The organism is Paenibacillus kyungheensis, assembly GCF_028606985.1.
GTDB classification, from domain to species: domain Bacteria; phylum Bacillota; class Bacilli; order Paenibacillales; family Paenibacillaceae; genus Saccharibacillus; species Saccharibacillus kyungheensis.
In genome coordinates this window covers 2,684,722-2,701,367 of record NZ_CP117416.1, presented here as the reverse complement: position 1 = coordinate 2,701,367, position 16,646 = coordinate 2,684,722, and the positions used below count along the sequence as shown (strand labels likewise).

The following is a 16,646-nucleotide window of genomic DNA, read 5'->3' as shown; positions in this document are numbered from 1 at the left end:
AGCGGTTACAATCCAGATATGTAATTGCTTTATACGATAGCATGAGATCCAGAAATTTGTCAAAACCATACTGCTACCTCTACAAAAAATGGATTGACTTTTAACATCATTTAAGCAGGGACTTGACACCTATATGGTATATTAAAATGGATTTGCTTAGATGATTTTATTTATTTTGGAGGTCTATTGTGTATCAATATAAAGATCAAGAATACGATGCAGTAGAATTTGATGGACGAGATTTGCGGTATGGTGAACTGATTCGTTGTACGTTCAAAAAATGCACATTTATGAATGTATCGATGGATGAAATAGAAACCAGTTATTGCCGATTTATCGAGTGTGATTTTAAGGGAGCAACATTGAACGGTTCGATACATACCGAATCCGCTTTTGAAAATTGCTCATTTACTGGTGCGAATCTGTTTGTCGCCAAATTCAACTTGTGCAAAATGACAGGTTCGGACTTTGCCGGCGCTCAAATGGATGGGATCACGCTCAATCAGGGCGATTGGTCGTATACGAATTTGAGCTATACGATATTCAAAAAGCAAGATTTGCGAGAGATTAAATTCTACGAAACAGATTTCTCTAATGCGGATCTCTCCCTAGCAGACTTGAGAAAATGCGATCTAACCGGAGCAGTATTAATCAAAGCCAATCTACATGGAACAGACCTTAGAGGTGCAAATCTTGAAGGGGTAGATATGAAAGTGCTGGTGATCAAAAACACCAAGTTAGATCGAGAACAGGCTGTCTTATTAGCACGTTCTTTGGGTGCGAAGATCGAATAAATGTAAAGATAATTTCGGTTCAACAACACAAATAATGACCAATCACATAACAGATCGAGCTATTTATTATAGCTTTGATCTGTTTTTTTATATCTAATATCAAATTAAAAGGAAATTATTTACAAAAATAAAAAAATAGACTAAACTCGCTATTAATATCTGTAAGCGTTATCAAAAAATGGATGCTAAAGGAGATTTATTGATATGAAAAACAACAGAATATCGATTGCGCTCGCTTTCACTATGCTCATGTCTGTACCGGTGGCGCTGTTACAACCTACCACTACGATTATGGCGGCAGATGCTTCGGGAACAACAGCAAGCCTGGCAGATATTATCAAAAATCAACAAGCAGATGGTGGCTGGAAAAAGGATTATGCAGAAACGAGTGGAGATTGGGCAAAATCGACGATCGACAACAAAGCAACGTATACTGAGATTCGCAGACTGGCCAGTGAATATACCAAAACCAAAGATAGCAAATATTCGGCTGCTGCGATCAAAGGCATTAATTTTCTAATCAATATGCAATATGCTAATGGCGGATGGCCACAAGTTTATCAAAGCTCCGGGTATCATACGCATATTACATATAATGATGATGCGATGATCAATGTGATGATTCTACTGGATGAAGTTGCTAATAAAAAAGGCGACTTTGCATTTATCGATAGCAATCTAGCGAGTAAAAGCAAACAGTCTGTCGATAAAGGAGTCACTTGCCTATTGAAAACTCAAGTCACGTCAGGAGGCAAACTAACCGTATGGGGTCAACAACATGATTCCAATACACTCCAACCTGCGGCAGCGCGCATCTATGAAGTGCCTTCACTGAGCTCCAAAGAAAGTGCAACGATTGTGAAATTCCTCAAAACCAGACCTTCGACTTCGCAAATTGCGAGTTCTATCAAAGCTGCTGAAGACTGGTTCAAAGCTGTGCAAATTGTAGGGATCAAAGTGGTAAAAGCGAATAATGATGTAGTAGTGGTTAATGATGCCAGTGTGACCAAGCCGATCTGGGCGAGATTTTATGAATTGAATACGAACAAGCCGATCTTTGTCGGACGGGATGGTATTGTGAAGTATAAGTTAAGTGATATTGATCAGGAAAGAAGAACGGGTTATGCGTGGTATGGTAACTGGTCACCGAGCTGATAGATCGTATACTTTATTTTAAAAAATAATGATGATTGCTGAAGGAAAGAGGGCTTTTAGATGAATATCATCTAAAAGCCCTCTTTTTTGAATGAAAATCATTTCCAAAATATCGGAGATAATGATAATATAAGGAGTAAAATCCATTCGTTAAAGTGTTAATTTTATACTCATCTTATAGAGAATGGAGCAGATCTTCGGTGTAGTATTTTAGTAATCGTAATATTGGTAATATTCAAAGTCCATTGAATCGAACGCATAGGTCTTGAAGAAGAGCATTAGAGAGTTCGTGAATACTGCAATAGATTTGAAGTTTGTGAAGTTTATAAATATATAATTTCGAGAGAAGCTACAGAAGTTCATATATAACGTTAGCTCAAATTACTCTAAAATAAAGAGGGATAACTCATGGATGAAGAATTAATAAAAAAGTTAGATAAGATTATTAATAAATTTGTTTTTGAATCAAGGAAGTTTGTTGAATATTCTTCATTTCCTTATGGGTTATTGAATGATATAAAGTTTCAGAAGAAAACCATTCAATTAGTGTATGACTTTGAGTACTTTGTTTTTACAAAAAGCTTAAAAACGCTTATTTCTATAAAAAATCTTTTAAAGGAAGATTTAAACGAAGATGTATTTATATTAGTAAGAAGTATATTTGAAAATTACTTGAGTTGTAGATATTTACACGAAAATGATGACAAAATTGATCAGTTTATCGAACACCCATTGAGAATTTCGCTCGCTCATTACAATGTTCAACAAGATGGCTCTATAGTGAACCGAGATAAAGAAATAATTGGAAAGCAAGAGAATCCTAGTAAATTCAAGTTAGGAGCAGATAAAAATTATTTTTACAATTTTTATGATTTGCTTTCTACTTATGCTCATTGCAATTTCGGTATAGTTGGTAACTATTTAGATGAAAATTTTAACTATACAGTTACCAAAGTGAATGATAGTTTGCTTGTTAGGATGATTGTGGTTTTTGTGTTTTCTAAATTGTTTGAGCTTATTGTAACAGTTGATGGCGAAGATTTTAAGGATGTAAGAACTGAGAAGAACTCTTATCAGTTAGTGAAAGATGCTATTCAATTATTAGAATCTGCGCTTGATGAATTAAAGGACTACTATAATTCATCAAAAAATGAGACAAATAAATATATAAATAAAAGAATGAAGGAATTAATGAAAGACATGAAAAAATCTCTTAAGGAAGAGCTAGGAAGCGTACCTAAAGCAGAGATTAAAATCACCTAACAGATTATTTACGCTGTGGACATTCATCCTCGGTTCCTCATTTGCCGTATGTCCAACTTAAGTTGAATCGTGCTTATCAGAACATTAGCTGAAACTTTATAAACAAATTCTAAAGATTTTGATCGAAGATATAAATATATAATTTAATATAAAAATTTAGAAGGAGATATAAAAATGAATAAAGAAGCAAACGTTATTTCTTTTATTAATATGAAAGGCGGAGTTGGAAAAACCACTCTTTGTAGAGAAATAGCACTTTATTTATCAGAACGTTACAGCTATCCTGATGGATCTTCGGTTAAAGTACTGTTGGTAGACATTGATCCTCAAGCTAATCTTACTCAATCATTATTAGAAAGATTCAACAAAGAAACTACTTACTATAAAGAAGACAAAAGTATTGATTATAAGTGTTCGGTTGATAATATTTTCAATAAGGATATGATAGGCATGACTAGAAAACACGTCATATTAGATCTTAATGATAATTTAGATTTAATTCCTGGTGAATTAGAAACAATTTTTTTACAAAGGCAGCAAAATCCTAGTACTCCTAATAAATTAATGGACTATATTCTCGAAGAGAAGTTAAGAGAAAAATATGATTTTATTTTTTTGGATTGTCCACCTACTTATTCTGTATATACAGAAATGTCTTTTTACACAAGTGATTATTATTTTGTTCCCGCTATGCCAGATGCTTATTCTGTCTTAGGTATAGATTTGTTAGAACGAGTTGTAAAAGATATTGTACATTCTCAAAGAAACACTGTTTTCAAACATGCGCAACCTAAAAATTTAGGTATAATGTGGACAAGGGTACAACTTAATACTAAACCTAAACAATCAGAATTTATTGAAGGCTTAGAAGTGGCCGATATTGTTATAAATAATAAAATCTACATTTTTGAGAGTCGTTTTCATGAATCGAATAAATTATCTACTTCAACATTTGATAAGAATATCATAGACAGAAATGATAAAAATTTAGACGAAATGATGATTAAAATATGTGACGAATTCCTTAAAAGAGTGGAAGTGATGAATAATGATGATACTGTGGAAGCGAATTAAATTGTTAGAGGTTAAGAGAGATATTGAGCAGACGAAGATGGACTTCTATGCAGTATTAATTCCTACAATTTTATCAAAAGAAATTTTCCGAAATAATAATGATATTAAAGCGCTAAGTGAAAAATTAAAAGTCGAGAAGAGTTTAAAAGATTATTTATATGATAGTAGAACAGCTTTATTAGCAAGAATTATTAGAGAAGTAGAAGCAAACACAGAAGAAAACTTGAAATTTAATATAAGCACTTTTAAGAAGGTGACATTGGATTTATTGGAATACAAAGGTCTCGTGCATACAAATGAAGTTACACAGATTATTAACAGATTTTCTAGAAATAACAAGGAGAACAAAGATGGTTAATTCATGGATTGTGAATAATTATATTGATTATATTGAAGTTAATTTTCCTAACTTCTTTTCAAAATTATCAGCAAATGAAGTTGAAGCTTTGAAAGAACTATACTTTTTAATGAATGATTTTTTTGTAATGGGTAGTTGTTTTGATGGAGTAGAATACGAAAGTGTGAATTTTTATAATTTATTGAATGAGTTTAAAGTTTATATGAGTAGAATTTTATTAATTATACCTATTAATGATAAATATTTAATTGATTCTCTTTTGCGGTTATTAATTGAAAAATTATATAGAATTTTATATGCACATTTTCACCCTCATCTTTTAGAACATTCAATTAGAAAACATGAAAGAAGGAAAATGAGTGTAAGATTAGAAGGTTCTTTAAGCAAAAAAAAAGATTTGGATGATTTGTATAGTGCTTATTCAGAATTAGTACATCATTCTAATTCTAATCCAACTGATCTTTTGAATTTTAGGCAATTAAGTGATACCAATATCGATTTAATTCAATACGCAGCTGAAAAATCTGGAGTTTTAAAAGAAATATTTATTGTAGATTTCTTTATGCTGAAAGTAAGCGAATCTCAATTAAATATAGCTTCAAAAATGAGATTGAAAAATCAGTTAACCAGAGAAGCAGTTATAAGATTGGAAAATGTAAATATTATATGACTAATCTTACTAATTTATTACATGAGAAATTATTCGATAGTTTTTAATTTTAAAATAAAGAGTAAATGTGAAATTCAATATAATTATTTAAAAATAATTCAGTAAAACTCAATAAAAAAGAATACATCTGCTAACATAAAATTCATACTACGGATATATATGCTTTTGGTTCAGTATGTTCCATATACCTAGCATACGTATGGGTAGGAATAAAAGAACGTAAACGCTACTTCTGAAAAAAATTTAAAAATCATTTAAGTGATATTATTACAAATAAATATAAACTAAAAATTATAAGAATATCAATTTATAATTGAGAGGTGGACGGACGGTCTGAACCACACAAATGTATCATTACAACATTCTAACTCCTTTTTTAACCTTTGGGGAAATTTAGGTGATATAGGTTCTTGGATTACAGTTATAAGTTTTTTTATAACAATTTTTTTGCTGATAACAACGTCTAGTCTTAAAAGAAAAATCAATAGATCTTTTCGGTTGAAAGCTTTTAAAGAGGATAAAGAAGCTTTAAGAAATGAATTAGAAAGTATTAAAATACTCCTTGAAAGATCTCCGAATGATCTGCAGAACTTGTATGATTTATCAAAGCCATTACGTAGATTAGAAGATTTTAAAATATATATGAAAAAAACAGACAAAACAGCATATAAAGAATTGGGGAATATAGTAAAAAAAGGAGTCATCGAGAAAAATTCTTCTCAAATTAGTTATAATTTAGGCATAATTATAGGTTTTTTGGAAACACGAATCGACATTGATCTAAAAAACATTTGAATTTGAAGGAGCGGCATAAATTGGAAGATAAAGATATAAAATTAGTTAAAGCTTTGATTAAAGGAACTGAGGAAAAAAAAATTGAATGGGAACTGGTACCTTTTATGAATTATTCTCAATTCTCAGAAAAGCAAGAGTTTGTAGAAGGAGCATATTATTTTGTAGATGTTAACTATTCACGCCGTATTGTTATTTATAAGGCAAATACTACCTTTATTGATGGGTTTGGAGAAGAAACAGAAAAAACAAATATTCATTTGTTCTTTTCAGAAACACCTCTTTTTAAAGTAAGTTTCAAATTATCTGATTATGATTTAAATAGAGGTGGTAGTGCATTTCTCTGGTCTTTGTATAAGTTAGCTCAAAGAAGCCAAAGTAATGCGGATCAGTTAATTGATGGTTTAATTAAGGAGTATGGGAGCAAAGAAGATGATTTCCCATTTTAAATATTATTTAGAAGATGAATTTAAAAAGTTTTGAGATAAATAACCATCTAAAGAATTTTTTACTTTTAAAGGTAACATAGCAAGACAGAAGCAACGCAGAGTCATGAATGCAGAAGGATTATCAGAAACTCTCACAAAAAAATGAGGAATCAAATTGATCGTTCTGACTCGATAGACGCAAAAGAATGTCAGGCGTTTTTTTTAGCTTCCAAACCGGTATCTTCCTCCAAAAGACACCGGTTTGAACTTCCGAAAGCATGCGGTAGATTATGAGAAAGTTCGATTTTAATTGTAAAATAATTGAAATAGATTTTAATTGTGTGTATGATAGAAGAGATCGATTCATAAAGAGCGATCTTTTCTTCAGAAATTATTTTGTAAGCGTATACATAAAGACGATTTTAACAACATCATCTGAAGGAGGACATGTTAAATGACCAAACCAAAGCTAAAAAAACGTCTAGCAATACTCAACCATAGTCTACTCATTCTGGCATTACTAATCACAACGTATGGAGTGGTTCCGATGAAAAATGCGTCTGCGGCAAGTTATAATGCAACGGTTAATCCGAATGTACAGTATCAGACATGGGAGGGTTGGGGAACATCACTTGCATGGTGGGCGAATCGGGTAGGTGGTGCTTCTGAGTCGGTACGTAATGATTATGCTGACAAATTATTTGGTAGTAACGGGCTACAAATGAATATTGTTCGTTACAATATTGGCGGTGGTGAGAATCCAGCTTATCCGAATCATATGGAACTGCGTGCACGCATTCCGGGCTTCAAAGATTCAGCTACATCTGCTTATGATTGGACAAGAGATAGTAATCAACGCTCGATTTTACAAGCAGCCAAATCTCGCATCCCATCTAGCGAATTTATTGCTGAGGCTTTCTCCAACTCACCACCGTGGTGGATGACGAAGAGTGGAAGTGTCACGGGTAATACCAATGCTGCTGAAAATCTGAAAGATGATATGTATGATGATTTTGCTGATTATTTGACTACAGTAACCAAACAGTTCCGCGATCAATGGGGCATTAATTTCCGTACATTATCTGCTTTTAATGAGCCCAGTTCAGATTACTGGTATTTCGGTAATCGTCAAGAAGGTAATGTGATGTTTGCGCCTAATCAACAAGTGATGATCGGGCAGTTATCCAGTGCGATAGCAGCGAAAGGTCTGCCGATCGGCATTAGTGCTCCTGAAGAAACAAGTATTGATCTAACTCGTCAAAGTATCGACAGCTATTCAGCGGCTACCAAGTCCAAATTAGTGCAATACAATACTCATACGTATCAGGGTAGTGACCGCATAGGGCTGAATACTTCAGCGAATGGCAAACGTTTGTGGAATTCCGAGCATGGTGACGGTGATGATACAGGTATGACGTTGTCTCGTACGATTTTATCGGATCTCAAATATATGAAAAATAGTGCATGGGTCTACTGGCAAGCGGTAGAAACGCCGGGCGGTTGGGGCATGATCGAAACCGATCTGAATAATGCGAGTGCCAATCTAGGAACATACACCGTCAAAAAGAAATATCATATGATGGCGCAATGGAGTAAATTTATACGCCCGGGATACAAAATTATTGATATTGTCGACAATAACTCGGTGGCTGCTTATGATACAGCCGGCAAAAAATTAGTCATTGTCACTGTGAATAGCACAACGTCACCAAATACAGTCAATTATGATCTGTCTCAATTCACTACTTTGACAGGCAATGTGACCGGTTACCGGACAAGCAGTTCAGAGAATATGGCGGCAATTAGCGGATTATCTCTAGCAAATAAGAAGTTTACCAATACCCAACCTGCTAATTCAGTCAGTACATTTGTGATTACAGGAATCTCTGGGGCAACAGGTGGAGGGACGACGATCGATGCTAATGCTTATTACAAAATCGTCAACCAAAACAGTAACAAATTATTGGATGTGAGCGAAGCGTCTACCGCAGATGGTGCCAATGTTATCCAATGGATGGATATTGGTGGTACAAATCAACAATGGAAATTCGTAGCGACAACGAATGGTTATTACAAGTTAATTAATCGCAAAACAGGGAAAGCACTGGAAGTGTCTGCGCAATCGGTAGCCGATGGTGGCGATGTCGTTCAATGGACAGATAATGGAGGCACCCATCAACAATGGAAGCCCGTTTTTACAGATAATACGCTGAAATTAATCAATCGCAACAGTAACAAGGTCGCTGATATCAGCAGTGGTTCAACCAGTAATGGCGGCGATGTGATTCAGTGGACAGACAACGGCGGTACCAATCAGAAATGGATATTACTTAAAGTGACAGACTAATATCAATATAATAACGTTAACATGTATAACAAAAAGAAGCCCTTCACAGTCGAAAGGCTTCTTTTTGCTATTTGTATTATCCATAATCTTGTGTATGATCATGATTAATTGATTTCATTTTATAATTAGCTATCTACCCTTACATGTACAAACGGATAATTTTGTCCAAATAGACAGCGATCTTTTACAAAGTAGCGATATCAATAACAAAGCGATAACGTACATCACTGTTTACAACACGCTCATAAGCTTCGCCTACATAATCCGCACCGATCACTTCGATCATTGGAGCGATATTATGTTCTGCTGCAAAGTTAAGCATTTCTTGCGTTTCTGGAATACCGCCTACAAGTGATCCTGCAAGGCTACGACGACCCATGATTAGTGAGAATACACTGTATTGATCTGGATCAGCAGGTGCACCTACATTTACTAGCGTTCCATCTACACGTAGCATAGAAAGGTAAGCATTCACATCAAGGTTAGCAGATACCGTGTTTAAGATAAGATCAAATTTATTCGCAAGTGTTGTAAATGTCTCTGCATCACCTGTTGCATAATAATGATCTGCTCCAAAACCGATTGCTTCTTCTTTTTTGCTCATAGAACGACTCAATACGGTCACTTCTGCACCTAGTGCATGAGCGAATTGAATTGCAAGGTGACCTAGACCACCAACACCAACGATAGCTACTTTTTTACCAGGGCCGATATTCCAATGTTTCAAAGGGGAATATGTAGTGATCCCTGCGCATAGAAGTGGACTAGCTACATCCAAGCCTAATGCTTCTGGAATACTGACTACAAAGCGATCAGTAACAACGATTTTTTGGCTATATCCACCATAAGTTGGGTTACCATCATAATCTCTAGAGTTGTACGTTTGTACAACACCTTTTGTACAGTATTGCTCGTCACCTTGCAGGCAATATTCACATTCGCCACAAGAATCTACAAAACAACCTACACCTACACGGTCGCCTACAGCAAATTTAGTCACGTCTGTTCCTACAGCTTCAACCACACCAGCGATTTCATGACCTGGAACCATCGGGAAAATACCGCCGCCCCATTCATCATAAGCGCTATGAATATCCGAGTGACAGATTCCGCTAAATTTGATATCAATTAAAATATCGTTTGGACGTAATTCTCTCCGTTCAATCGTTGTTTTCTCAAATGGTGCTTTTGGACTTGCAGCACTGAGTACGTGTGTTTTGCACATAAGTTTCTCTGCTCCTTCTCCTTAAGCAATATCAATTTCGTTTGAAATGCTAAAGTGATCAATTTTTTAGTGTACTACACGTATAAAACATTTCACTACAAAGTAAAACATCTATACTTTAATGTACATCTGTATATTATCACCAAAATAAGATTGCTTACAATCGATAAAAAAGAGCGATTTGTCTATTAATGAACAATAGTTGCATACATGTTCATTAATTCATATGTTTGTTGTCTGTAGAAGTACTTATAAGTTGCGATCTAATAATAAGCCCACTTGATCAGCCATCACTTCACTAGAATAAGGCATTTTGTTAATAATCCACCATTCGGTAATTCCGGCATACGAAGTAACGATAAATTGCAAAAGGATATCTTCGCTAATACTGTCATTTTTCTCACCGGACTGTTTGACTTCGTTTTGAAATTCTTCCCTAAGAAATTCAACAAATTGAGTACGAAAAGAAGTAGCACCTTTACTAGCTAACATCGTCGAGAAAAAAAGATAGTTCTGCTCTAAATATTCAAACCACGGCAATATCGCTTCTCTAAAATCAAGTTCAGCTACTGATCGGCAAATACTTCTTAATTTCTCAATATGTTCTTCTATCAGCTTATTCAGTAGATCCAATTTATCTGCATAATGAAGATAGATCGTCCCCCTACTTATATTGGCACGTTCAGCAATATCTTGTAACGTAATTTCATCAAAGCTTTTCTCTGTCATTAGTTCAATGACTGCTGTTTTCATCGCTTCTTGTGATTTAAGAATACGGCGATCTATTTTTGACATAAGAAGTGCACCAGGCTTTCGTAAAGTATATCTATATCGTTATAAGTTAAAAGTAAGTTCGTATTTTTCTTTGAGACGCTTAATATCGGTACGCGGCGGTGAGCCAAACATGCGTGCATATTCACGACTGAATTGAGAAGCACTTTCATAACCCAACCGAAAAGCCACATCGGCGGCATCTGCTGATTCAGCTAATAATAAGCGTCTTGCTTCTTGCAGACGTAATTGCTTCTGGAATTGAAGAGGGGTCATAGTTGTTATGTCTTTGAAGTTACGATGGAATGAAGAAATACTCATACTGGCTACTTCTGCAAGCGTCTCGATCGACAACGATTGATCATAATGATTGATAATATATTGAATCGCATCTTGAATACGATACGTACTGCTTCCTTCCATAGCGCTCTGTGCTAACGTCGATCCATATTCACTTTGTAGCAGTCGATACAATATTTCTTTGATACATAATGGAGCTAGAAAAGGAATATCTTCTGGATGATCTAACAAACGAGCTAAGCGGAGAATAGAATCGAGTAGCCCTGCATTAATTTGCCCTACAAATAGTGCACGTTCAGCATGTTCACCAGCTACAGTTTGAATCAAAGAATCTTTAAGCACGTCTAGAATCTGTTGTTGAGTAAATTCCAGTTTAAAACTTACATACGGTTCCTCCGCAGAAGCTTTGATAATTTGTCCGACTACAGGCAAATTCATAGAACCTACTAAATAATCATTAGGATTATACAAAAATCGTTCTTTGGCTAGGTAGATTTCTTTGGAACCTTGCGCGATAAAACATAGTGCAGGACGGGCCACATGATAAGCTGGTTCTGTTGTATACAAATAACGTACAAAAAACAAAGAAGAGATAGCTGTTTCTTGAACACCTTCAGCAGTAGAATGACGTTTGATTAAGCTAGCAAGTTCGTCTTTTTTATGTTGCATTTCTTGAGACATAGGAGAACCCTTTCTTGTATAAATTTTGAATAGAGATCGTAGTCGTGAGAGAATTAGGCAATCATTTAAGATAAATACGATACCTGTGTATTTGGGATATATTGCATACTATAGAGGAGCCGTTGAACAGATGATCTGTTTAATGTGTTTACTATTATAGACATCTGTTCATTAACGAAGCAAGCGCTTTTGAATCTGACGATATGAAAGTGAGGAGAATGATCATGGAATATGTCAAATTAGGAAAAACAGGATTAGATGTATCACGCATTTGCTTGGGATGTATGGGTTTTGGCGATGCCAAACGTTGGACTCATTCATGGGTATTGGATAATGAGCATAGTCGCCCGATTATTAAGCAAGCGTTAGAACTTGGAATTAACTTTTTTGATACAGCGAACGTGTATTCACTAGGAGCAAGTGAAGAGATTGTAGGACGTGCACTGAAAGAATATGCGAACCGCGATGAAATCGTATTAGCTACCAAAGTTCACGGGAAAATGCACGAAGGCCCTAATGGCGGCGGACTATCTCGTAAAGCTATTATGAGTGAAATCGATAAAAGTCTTCAGCGTTTGGGAACAGATTATGTAGATTTGTATCAGATTCATCGCTGGGATTATGAGACACCGATCGAAGAAACGATGGAAGCTTTGCATGATGTGGTCAAAGCCGGTAAAGCGAGATATATCGGAGCTTCTGCTATGTATGCATGGCAATTTTTAAAAGCGATTCAGGTAGCTAAAGCTAACGGTTGGACTTCATTTGTATCGATGCAGAATCATCTGAATTTGTTATATCGTGAAGAAGAGCGAGAAATGTTACCTCTTTGTCTGGAAGAAGGAATAGGTGTTATTCCATACAGTCCGCTTGCTTCTGGAAGATTAACGCGTGATCCAGAAGAAACGACTTATCGTTCAGAAAGAGATCATATTCAGAAATCGAAGTACGATGGTACAGCTGATGCTGATCGAGTTATCGTAGAAAAAGTAGCAGAAATTGCTCAAAAACGAGGCGTTCCACGTTCTCATATTGCTCTGGCATGGTTATTACAAAAGCAACCTGTTAGTGCTCCAATCATAGGCGCAACCAAATCATCACATCTTGAAGATGCTGTAGCTGCGCTTGATATACAATTAACACCAGAAGAAGTAAGTTCTCTTGAAGAAGGATATATTCCACATCCTGTCGTAGGCTTAATTCCTTATCCTTTATAATGTCATATCGATAACGGATAATAGATAACTCAATCGTTTTGATGAAGAGCAGTAGTCTTAGCACTACTGCTTTTTGTTATACCTATTGTAACTATACGAGAGAATTACAAGTATTTTCGTTATAATATACATATTCGTACAATAGAGAGGAATGCAGTGATGAAGAAAGTAATTGTAATAGGCGCAGGGATTTTGGGAGCTTCTACCGCATATCAGTTAAGTAAAATGGGGGCAGAAGTCTTTCTTATTGATCGCCAAGATAAGGGGCAAGCTACAGATGCAGCGGCAGGCATTATTTGCCCGTGGTTGTCTCAACGTCGTAATCAAGCATGGTATCGACTTGCCAAAGCAGGTGCACAATTTTACCCTGCACTCATTCAGGAACTTCAAGATGCAGGAGAAACCAATACAGGTTATGCCCGGGTAGGTGCACTTAGTATTCATGAAGATTTGGACAAAATTAAGAAAATGGAAGAGCGAGCACAGCTACGCAAAGAACAGGCACTAGAGATTGGAGATATTACCTGTCTGAATGCACAAGAGACTCATGATCAATTTCCTTTGTTAAAAAAAGGATATCATGCTGTACATATCAGTGGAGCCGCTCGTATTGATGGTCGTGCATTACGGGATGCGTTGATTCGTTCTGCACAGCACTATGGAGCACACAAGATCGAAGGCGATGCTACGCTATTATATCAAGATCATCAAGTCACTGGAGTGATAGTGAATGGACAGATCATTGAAGCAGATACTGTAGTCGTATGTGCAGGTGCATGGGCGAATCCATTGTTACAACCTTTAGGTATCGATTTTCAAGTCAGTTATCAGAAAGCTCAAATTATTCATTTACAAATAGAAGATCCATCAGCAGATACTGGAACATGGCCTGTCGTTATGCCACCAGCCGATCAATACTTGCTTGCGTTTGAACAGCAAAAGATGGTTATCGGGGCTACTCACGAAAATGATATCGAAGGTTATGATACTCGAATCACAGCCGGAGGTATGCAAGAAGTATTAAATAAAGGACTAGAACTTGCACCTGATCTGGCACAGAGTACACTGCAAGAAGTACGGGTAGGCTTTAGACCGTTTACTCCAGGATTCTTACCTGTGATCGGTAGTATTCCGAATTGGACAGGCATTATAACAGCGAATGGACTTGGGGCATCAGGCTTAACGATGGGGCCTTTTATCGGCTACCAATTAGCTAAGTTAGCACTGGATATGGATGTAGATATTGAACTGAACGATTATAATATTCAGACTGCTTTGCTTTAAAATAAAACATCTTCTTACTTATTTTCTGATAGTTGTTGTATAAACAAGCATTATAAAAATAGATCATTCAAACTTTTTAATTATTTTACCTAATCATGATATATTTGGAATAATAGAGGTTATATATAAATTGGGAACAGCTTCACTAATCAGAAGATAATAAGGAGTGTTAAAGTGATGACAAAGCAGTTAGCAACTCACGAAAAGCTTGAAGTGCATGAACTTTTAACTTTCAAAACTTCTTGTGTTACCAAAGCTGTAGCAATGCGTGAACTGGTTAAAGATGAAAAACTCAAACAAATCATTGACGAAGATATCCAAAATTCGACGAAGGCAATAGAAGACTTGAAATCTATTTTACAAAAATAAAGGGGTGTAATTATGGCTACAAGTAATATGACAAAAGAAATGTTAGTTAATGCAACGGCTCCATTGGATGATCTAGCAATTGCTACTGATTTACTGATGTCTGCCAAAGCTGGTGTGCGTAATTATGCTGTTGCGATTACAGAAACAGCAACTCCTAGTGTCCGCAAAACATTAAAAGCTCAATTACAAAAAGCAATTGATTTACATGAGAAAATTGCAACCTATATGATCGAAAACGAAATGTATCATGCTTATGATGTAGACGAGCAAGTAGAGCATGACCTCAAAAAAGCAGAAATTGCTTTGGAATTAGTAAATAAATAAGCGATTTATAATAAAAAGGCAAATCATTTTAGATCACATGATCTTGATGATTTGCCTTTTATTATGGTGCAGAATATTTTTATATATCTAATTACCATCAACCCCAATTAATCGTGTGCGATTGATTGGGGTTGTTTTTGGTTATAATACAAATACCAAATCATATTCAAATATTTATATTACATTTATTTAGATTACATTCGAAAATGGAGGAATATATAATGAGTAACTTTGATGTTTTATTTATAGGTAGTGGTCAGGGTGCATGGAATGCAGCGATGCCACTTAGTATGTCAGGTCAAAAAGTAGCGATTATTGAACGTAACAAAATTGCCGGTGTATGTACGAACTATGGTTGTAATCCGAAAATTATTTTGGATGGCCCAATCAAAGTTATGGAAGATGCACAAGCGTATAACGGAATCGGCATGACAAGTGAAATGAAAATTAACTGGTCTGAACTAATGGCTCACAAAAATAAAGTTCTAGACGCATTACCTGTGATGTTGGAAGAAAACTTCAAAAAAGCAGGCATTGAAGTGATCAAAGGCGAAGCGTCTTTTGTAAATGAAAAAACAGTATCTGTGAATGGTCAAGAATACACAGCAGACAAAATTGTGATTGCAAGTGGTCAACGTCCGACACCACTGGATATCCCTGGTCAAGAATACTTAAAAACAAGCAATGAGTTTTTATACTTAGAAGATCTTCCCGATCATATCGTATTTGTAGGTGCAGGTTATGTATCTATGGAACTGGCTTCTATCGCTGTCAAAGTAGGAGCGACTGTGCATGTGATTCAATCATCTGATCATATTTTGAATGAGTTCTATCAACCATATGCTCAAAAATTACTTAAAAAGATGCAACAAGACGGAATCCAATTCCATTTCAATGAAAAACTAAGCAAAGTCGAACAACAAGGCGAGCAATTACAGATCACGACAGAAAATGGTCTAACATTAACAACCAAATTAGTTATTAATGCAACAGGCCGCGTACCGAATGTGGAGAATTTGAATCTTGAAGCAGCAGGTGTCGAGTACAACAGTAAAGGTATTGTAGTGGATGAGTATTTACAGACTACCCAAAAAGGCATTTATGCAAGTGGAGATATTCTGGATAAAAAACAACCACGTCTAACACCAACTGCTGTATTTGAAGCGAAATATCTAGCGGCTTCTTTCTTAGGTGCTCAGACTCAAGGGATTGAATATCCACCAATCGCTACGATTGCTTTTACCGTACCTCGGATTGCACAAATTGGGATAACAGTGGAAGAAGCTGAATCTACCGGACTTACAGTGAAGCCGATCGATCTAGGCAAACAATGGGACTTTGCAGGTCGTAATGAAACCGAAGCTCACTTGACTCTTATCTATGATCAAGACCAAAAGCTTGTAGGTGCAGCAGCATACAGTCAGGAAGCGCTTGAGATTATTAATAGCTTAACTCCTGTTATTACACTAGGTTTAACATCCAAAGATGTAGACAAACTGATCTATGCGTTCCCTTCTTTTGAAACGATGATTCCAAGATACATGCAAGAAGCTAAATAAATAGAAATAAAATACAAATGAAATACAAACACCCC

General features: G+C 35.7%; 17 protein-coding genes. 14 read left to right on the top strand and 3 right to left on the bottom strand.

The annotated features are described in order from the left end of the window. Positions 1 to 188: 188 nt before the first annotated feature. From PQ456_RS11495 to PQ456_RS11455, 9 genes are all read left to right on the top strand, one after another. The gene (locus PQ456_RS11495; protein ID WP_273612400.1) at positions 189 to 794 is read left to right on the top strand and encodes a pentapeptide repeat-containing protein; all 606 of its coding nucleotides are present in this window, start codon (positions 189 to 191) and stop codon (positions 792 to 794) included. Positions 795 to 998: 204 nt separating this feature from the next. Next, entirely contained in the window at positions 999 to 1,949 is a 951-nt protein-coding gene (pelA, locus tag PQ456_RS11490) for a pectate lyase (protein ID WP_273612399.1), read from the top strand. A 408-nt stretch (positions 1,950 to 2,357) separates the two neighbouring features. Beyond that, positions 2,358 to 3,212 carry a DUF5677 domain-containing protein gene (locus PQ456_RS11485; RefSeq protein ID WP_273612398.1) on the top strand — a complete coding sequence of 285 codons (855 nt, stop codon included), beginning with the start codon at positions 2,358 to 2,360 and terminating at the stop codon, positions 3,210 to 3,212. Between the two features lie 174 nt (positions 3,213 to 3,386). After that, complete coding sequence (locus PQ456_RS11480; RefSeq protein WP_273612397.1) at positions 3,387 to 4,286, top strand: ParA family protein; 900 nt, start codon at positions 3,387 to 3,389, stop codon at positions 4,284 to 4,286. Position 4,287: 1 nt separating this feature from the next. Further along, the gene (locus tag PQ456_RS11475) at positions 4,288 to 4,644 is read left to right on the top strand and encodes a hypothetical protein (protein WP_273612396.1); all 357 of its coding nucleotides are present in this window, start codon (positions 4,288 to 4,290) and stop codon (positions 4,642 to 4,644) included. Next, positions 4,637 to 5,314 (top strand): hypothetical protein, encoded by a 678-nt coding sequence (locus tag PQ456_RS11470; protein ID WP_273612395.1) that lies wholly within the window; start codon positions 4,637 to 4,639, stop codon positions 5,312 to 5,314. The genes PQ456_RS11475 and PQ456_RS11470 overlap by 8 nt, the downstream gene beginning before the upstream one ends. A 498-nt stretch (positions 5,315 to 5,812) precedes the next feature. Then, a complete protein-coding gene (locus PQ456_RS11465; RefSeq protein ID WP_273612394.1) occupies positions 5,813 to 6,109 on the top strand; it encodes a hypothetical protein in 297 nt (98 codons plus the stop codon). Positions 6,110 to 6,129: 20 nt separating this feature from the next. Further along, positions 6,130 to 6,555 carry a hypothetical protein gene (locus PQ456_RS11460; protein WP_273612393.1) on the top strand — a complete coding sequence of 142 codons (426 nt, stop codon included), beginning with the start codon at positions 6,130 to 6,132 and terminating at the stop codon, positions 6,553 to 6,555. Between the two features lie 433 nt (positions 6,556 to 6,988). Next, positions 6,989 to 8,881 (top strand): RICIN domain-containing protein, encoded by a 1,893-nt coding sequence (locus PQ456_RS11455; protein WP_273612392.1) that lies wholly within the window; start codon positions 6,989 to 6,991, stop codon positions 8,879 to 8,881. Between the two features lie 184 nt (positions 8,882 to 9,065). Here the strand turns inward: PQ456_RS11455 and PQ456_RS11450 are convergent, their stop codons facing one another. The 3 genes from PQ456_RS11450 to PQ456_RS11440 all read right to left on the bottom strand — a co-directional run bounded on the left by PQ456_RS11450 (position 9,066) and on the right by PQ456_RS11440 (position 11,858). Continuing rightward, positions 9,066 to 10,106 carry an NAD(P)-dependent alcohol dehydrogenase gene (locus PQ456_RS11450; protein WP_273612391.1) on the bottom strand — a complete coding sequence of 347 codons (1,041 nt, stop codon included), beginning with the start codon at positions 10,104 to 10,106 and terminating at the stop codon, positions 9,066 to 9,068. 249 nt (positions 10,107 to 10,355) lie between these two features. Then, positions 10,356 to 10,901 carry a TetR/AcrR family transcriptional regulator gene (locus PQ456_RS11445; protein ID WP_273612390.1) on the bottom strand — a complete coding sequence of 182 codons (546 nt, stop codon included), beginning with the start codon at positions 10,899 to 10,901 and terminating at the stop codon, positions 10,356 to 10,358. A 39-nt stretch (positions 10,902 to 10,940) separates the two neighbouring features. Then, entirely contained in the window at positions 10,941 to 11,858 is a 918-nt protein-coding gene (locus PQ456_RS11440; protein WP_273612389.1) for an AraC family transcriptional regulator, read from the bottom strand. A gap of 224 nt (positions 11,859 to 12,082) precedes the next feature. Between PQ456_RS11440 and PQ456_RS11435 the strand changes: the two genes are divergently transcribed. The 5 genes from PQ456_RS11435 (at position 12,083) to PQ456_RS11415 (ending at position 16,611) form a co-directional block, all read left to right on the top strand. Beyond that, positions 12,083 to 13,075: an aldo/keto reductase gene (locus PQ456_RS11435; protein ID WP_273612388.1), complete on the top strand. Its 993-nt coding sequence runs from the start codon at positions 12,083 to 12,085 to the stop codon at positions 13,073 to 13,075. A gap of 159 nt (positions 13,076 to 13,234) precedes the next feature. Beyond that, positions 13,235 to 14,359, top strand: a complete 1,125-nt coding sequence (locus PQ456_RS11430; protein WP_273612387.1) for an NAD(P)/FAD-dependent oxidoreductase — start codon at positions 13,235 to 13,237, stop codon at positions 14,357 to 14,359. Between the two features lie 177 nt (positions 14,360 to 14,536). Then, a complete protein-coding gene (locus tag PQ456_RS11425) occupies positions 14,537 to 14,728 on the top strand; it encodes a spore coat protein (RefSeq protein WP_273612386.1) in 192 nt (63 codons plus the stop codon). A gap of 12 nt (positions 14,729 to 14,740) precedes the next feature. Then, entirely contained in the window at positions 14,741 to 15,052 is a 312-nt protein-coding gene (locus PQ456_RS11420; protein ID WP_273612385.1) for a spore coat protein, read from the top strand. A gap of 221 nt (positions 15,053 to 15,273) precedes the next feature. Next, positions 15,274 to 16,611, top strand: coding sequence for a dihydrolipoyl dehydrogenase family protein (locus PQ456_RS11415; RefSeq protein WP_273612384.1), 1,338 nt, complete (start codon positions 15,274 to 15,276; stop codon positions 16,609 to 16,611). The last annotated feature ends 35 nt before the right edge of the window (positions 16,612 to 16,646 follow it).

Bases quoted from the DNA above. Each gene is read 5' to 3' on its own strand.
- PQ456_RS11420 (WP_273612385.1), top strand. From the start codon at position 14,741: ATGGCTACAAGTAATATGACAAAAGAAATGTTAGTTAATGCAACGGCT.
- PQ456_RS11450 (WP_273612391.1), bottom strand. From the start codon at position 10,106: ATGTGCAAAACACACGTACTCAGTGCTGCAAGTCCAAAAGCACCATTT.
- pelA (WP_273612399.1), top strand. From the start codon at position 999: ATGAAAAACAACAGAATATCGATTGCGCTCGCTTTCACTATGCTCATG.
- PQ456_RS11485 (WP_273612398.1), top strand. From the start codon at position 2,358: ATGGATGAAGAATTAATAAAAAAGTTAGATAAGATTATTAATAAATTT.
- PQ456_RS11445 (WP_273612390.1), bottom strand. From the start codon at position 10,901: ATGTCAAAAATAGATCGCCGTATTCTTAAATCACAAGAAGCGATGAAA.
- PQ456_RS11480 (WP_273612397.1), top strand. From the start codon at position 3,387: ATGAATAAAGAAGCAAACGTTATTTCTTTTATTAATATGAAAGGCGGA.
- PQ456_RS11435 (WP_273612388.1), top strand. From the start codon at position 12,083: ATGGAATATGTCAAATTAGGAAAAACAGGATTAGATGTATCACGCATT.
- PQ456_RS11415 (WP_273612384.1), top strand. From the start codon at position 15,274: ATGAGTAACTTTGATGTTTTATTTATAGGTAGTGGTCAGGGTGCATGG.
- PQ456_RS11430 (WP_273612387.1), top strand. From the start codon at position 13,235: ATGAAGAAAGTAATTGTAATAGGCGCAGGGATTTTGGGAGCTTCTACC.
- PQ456_RS11470 (WP_273612395.1), top strand. From the start codon at position 4,637: ATGGTTAATTCATGGATTGTGAATAATTATATTGATTATATTGAAGTT.
- PQ456_RS11425 (WP_273612386.1), top strand. From the start codon at position 14,537: ATGACAAAGCAGTTAGCAACTCACGAAAAGCTTGAAGTGCATGAACTT.
- PQ456_RS11440 (WP_273612389.1), bottom strand. From the start codon at position 11,858: ATGTCTCAAGAAATGCAACATAAAAAAGACGAACTTGCTAGCTTAATC.
- PQ456_RS11455 (WP_273612392.1), top strand. From the start codon at position 6,989: ATGACCAAACCAAAGCTAAAAAAACGTCTAGCAATACTCAACCATAGT.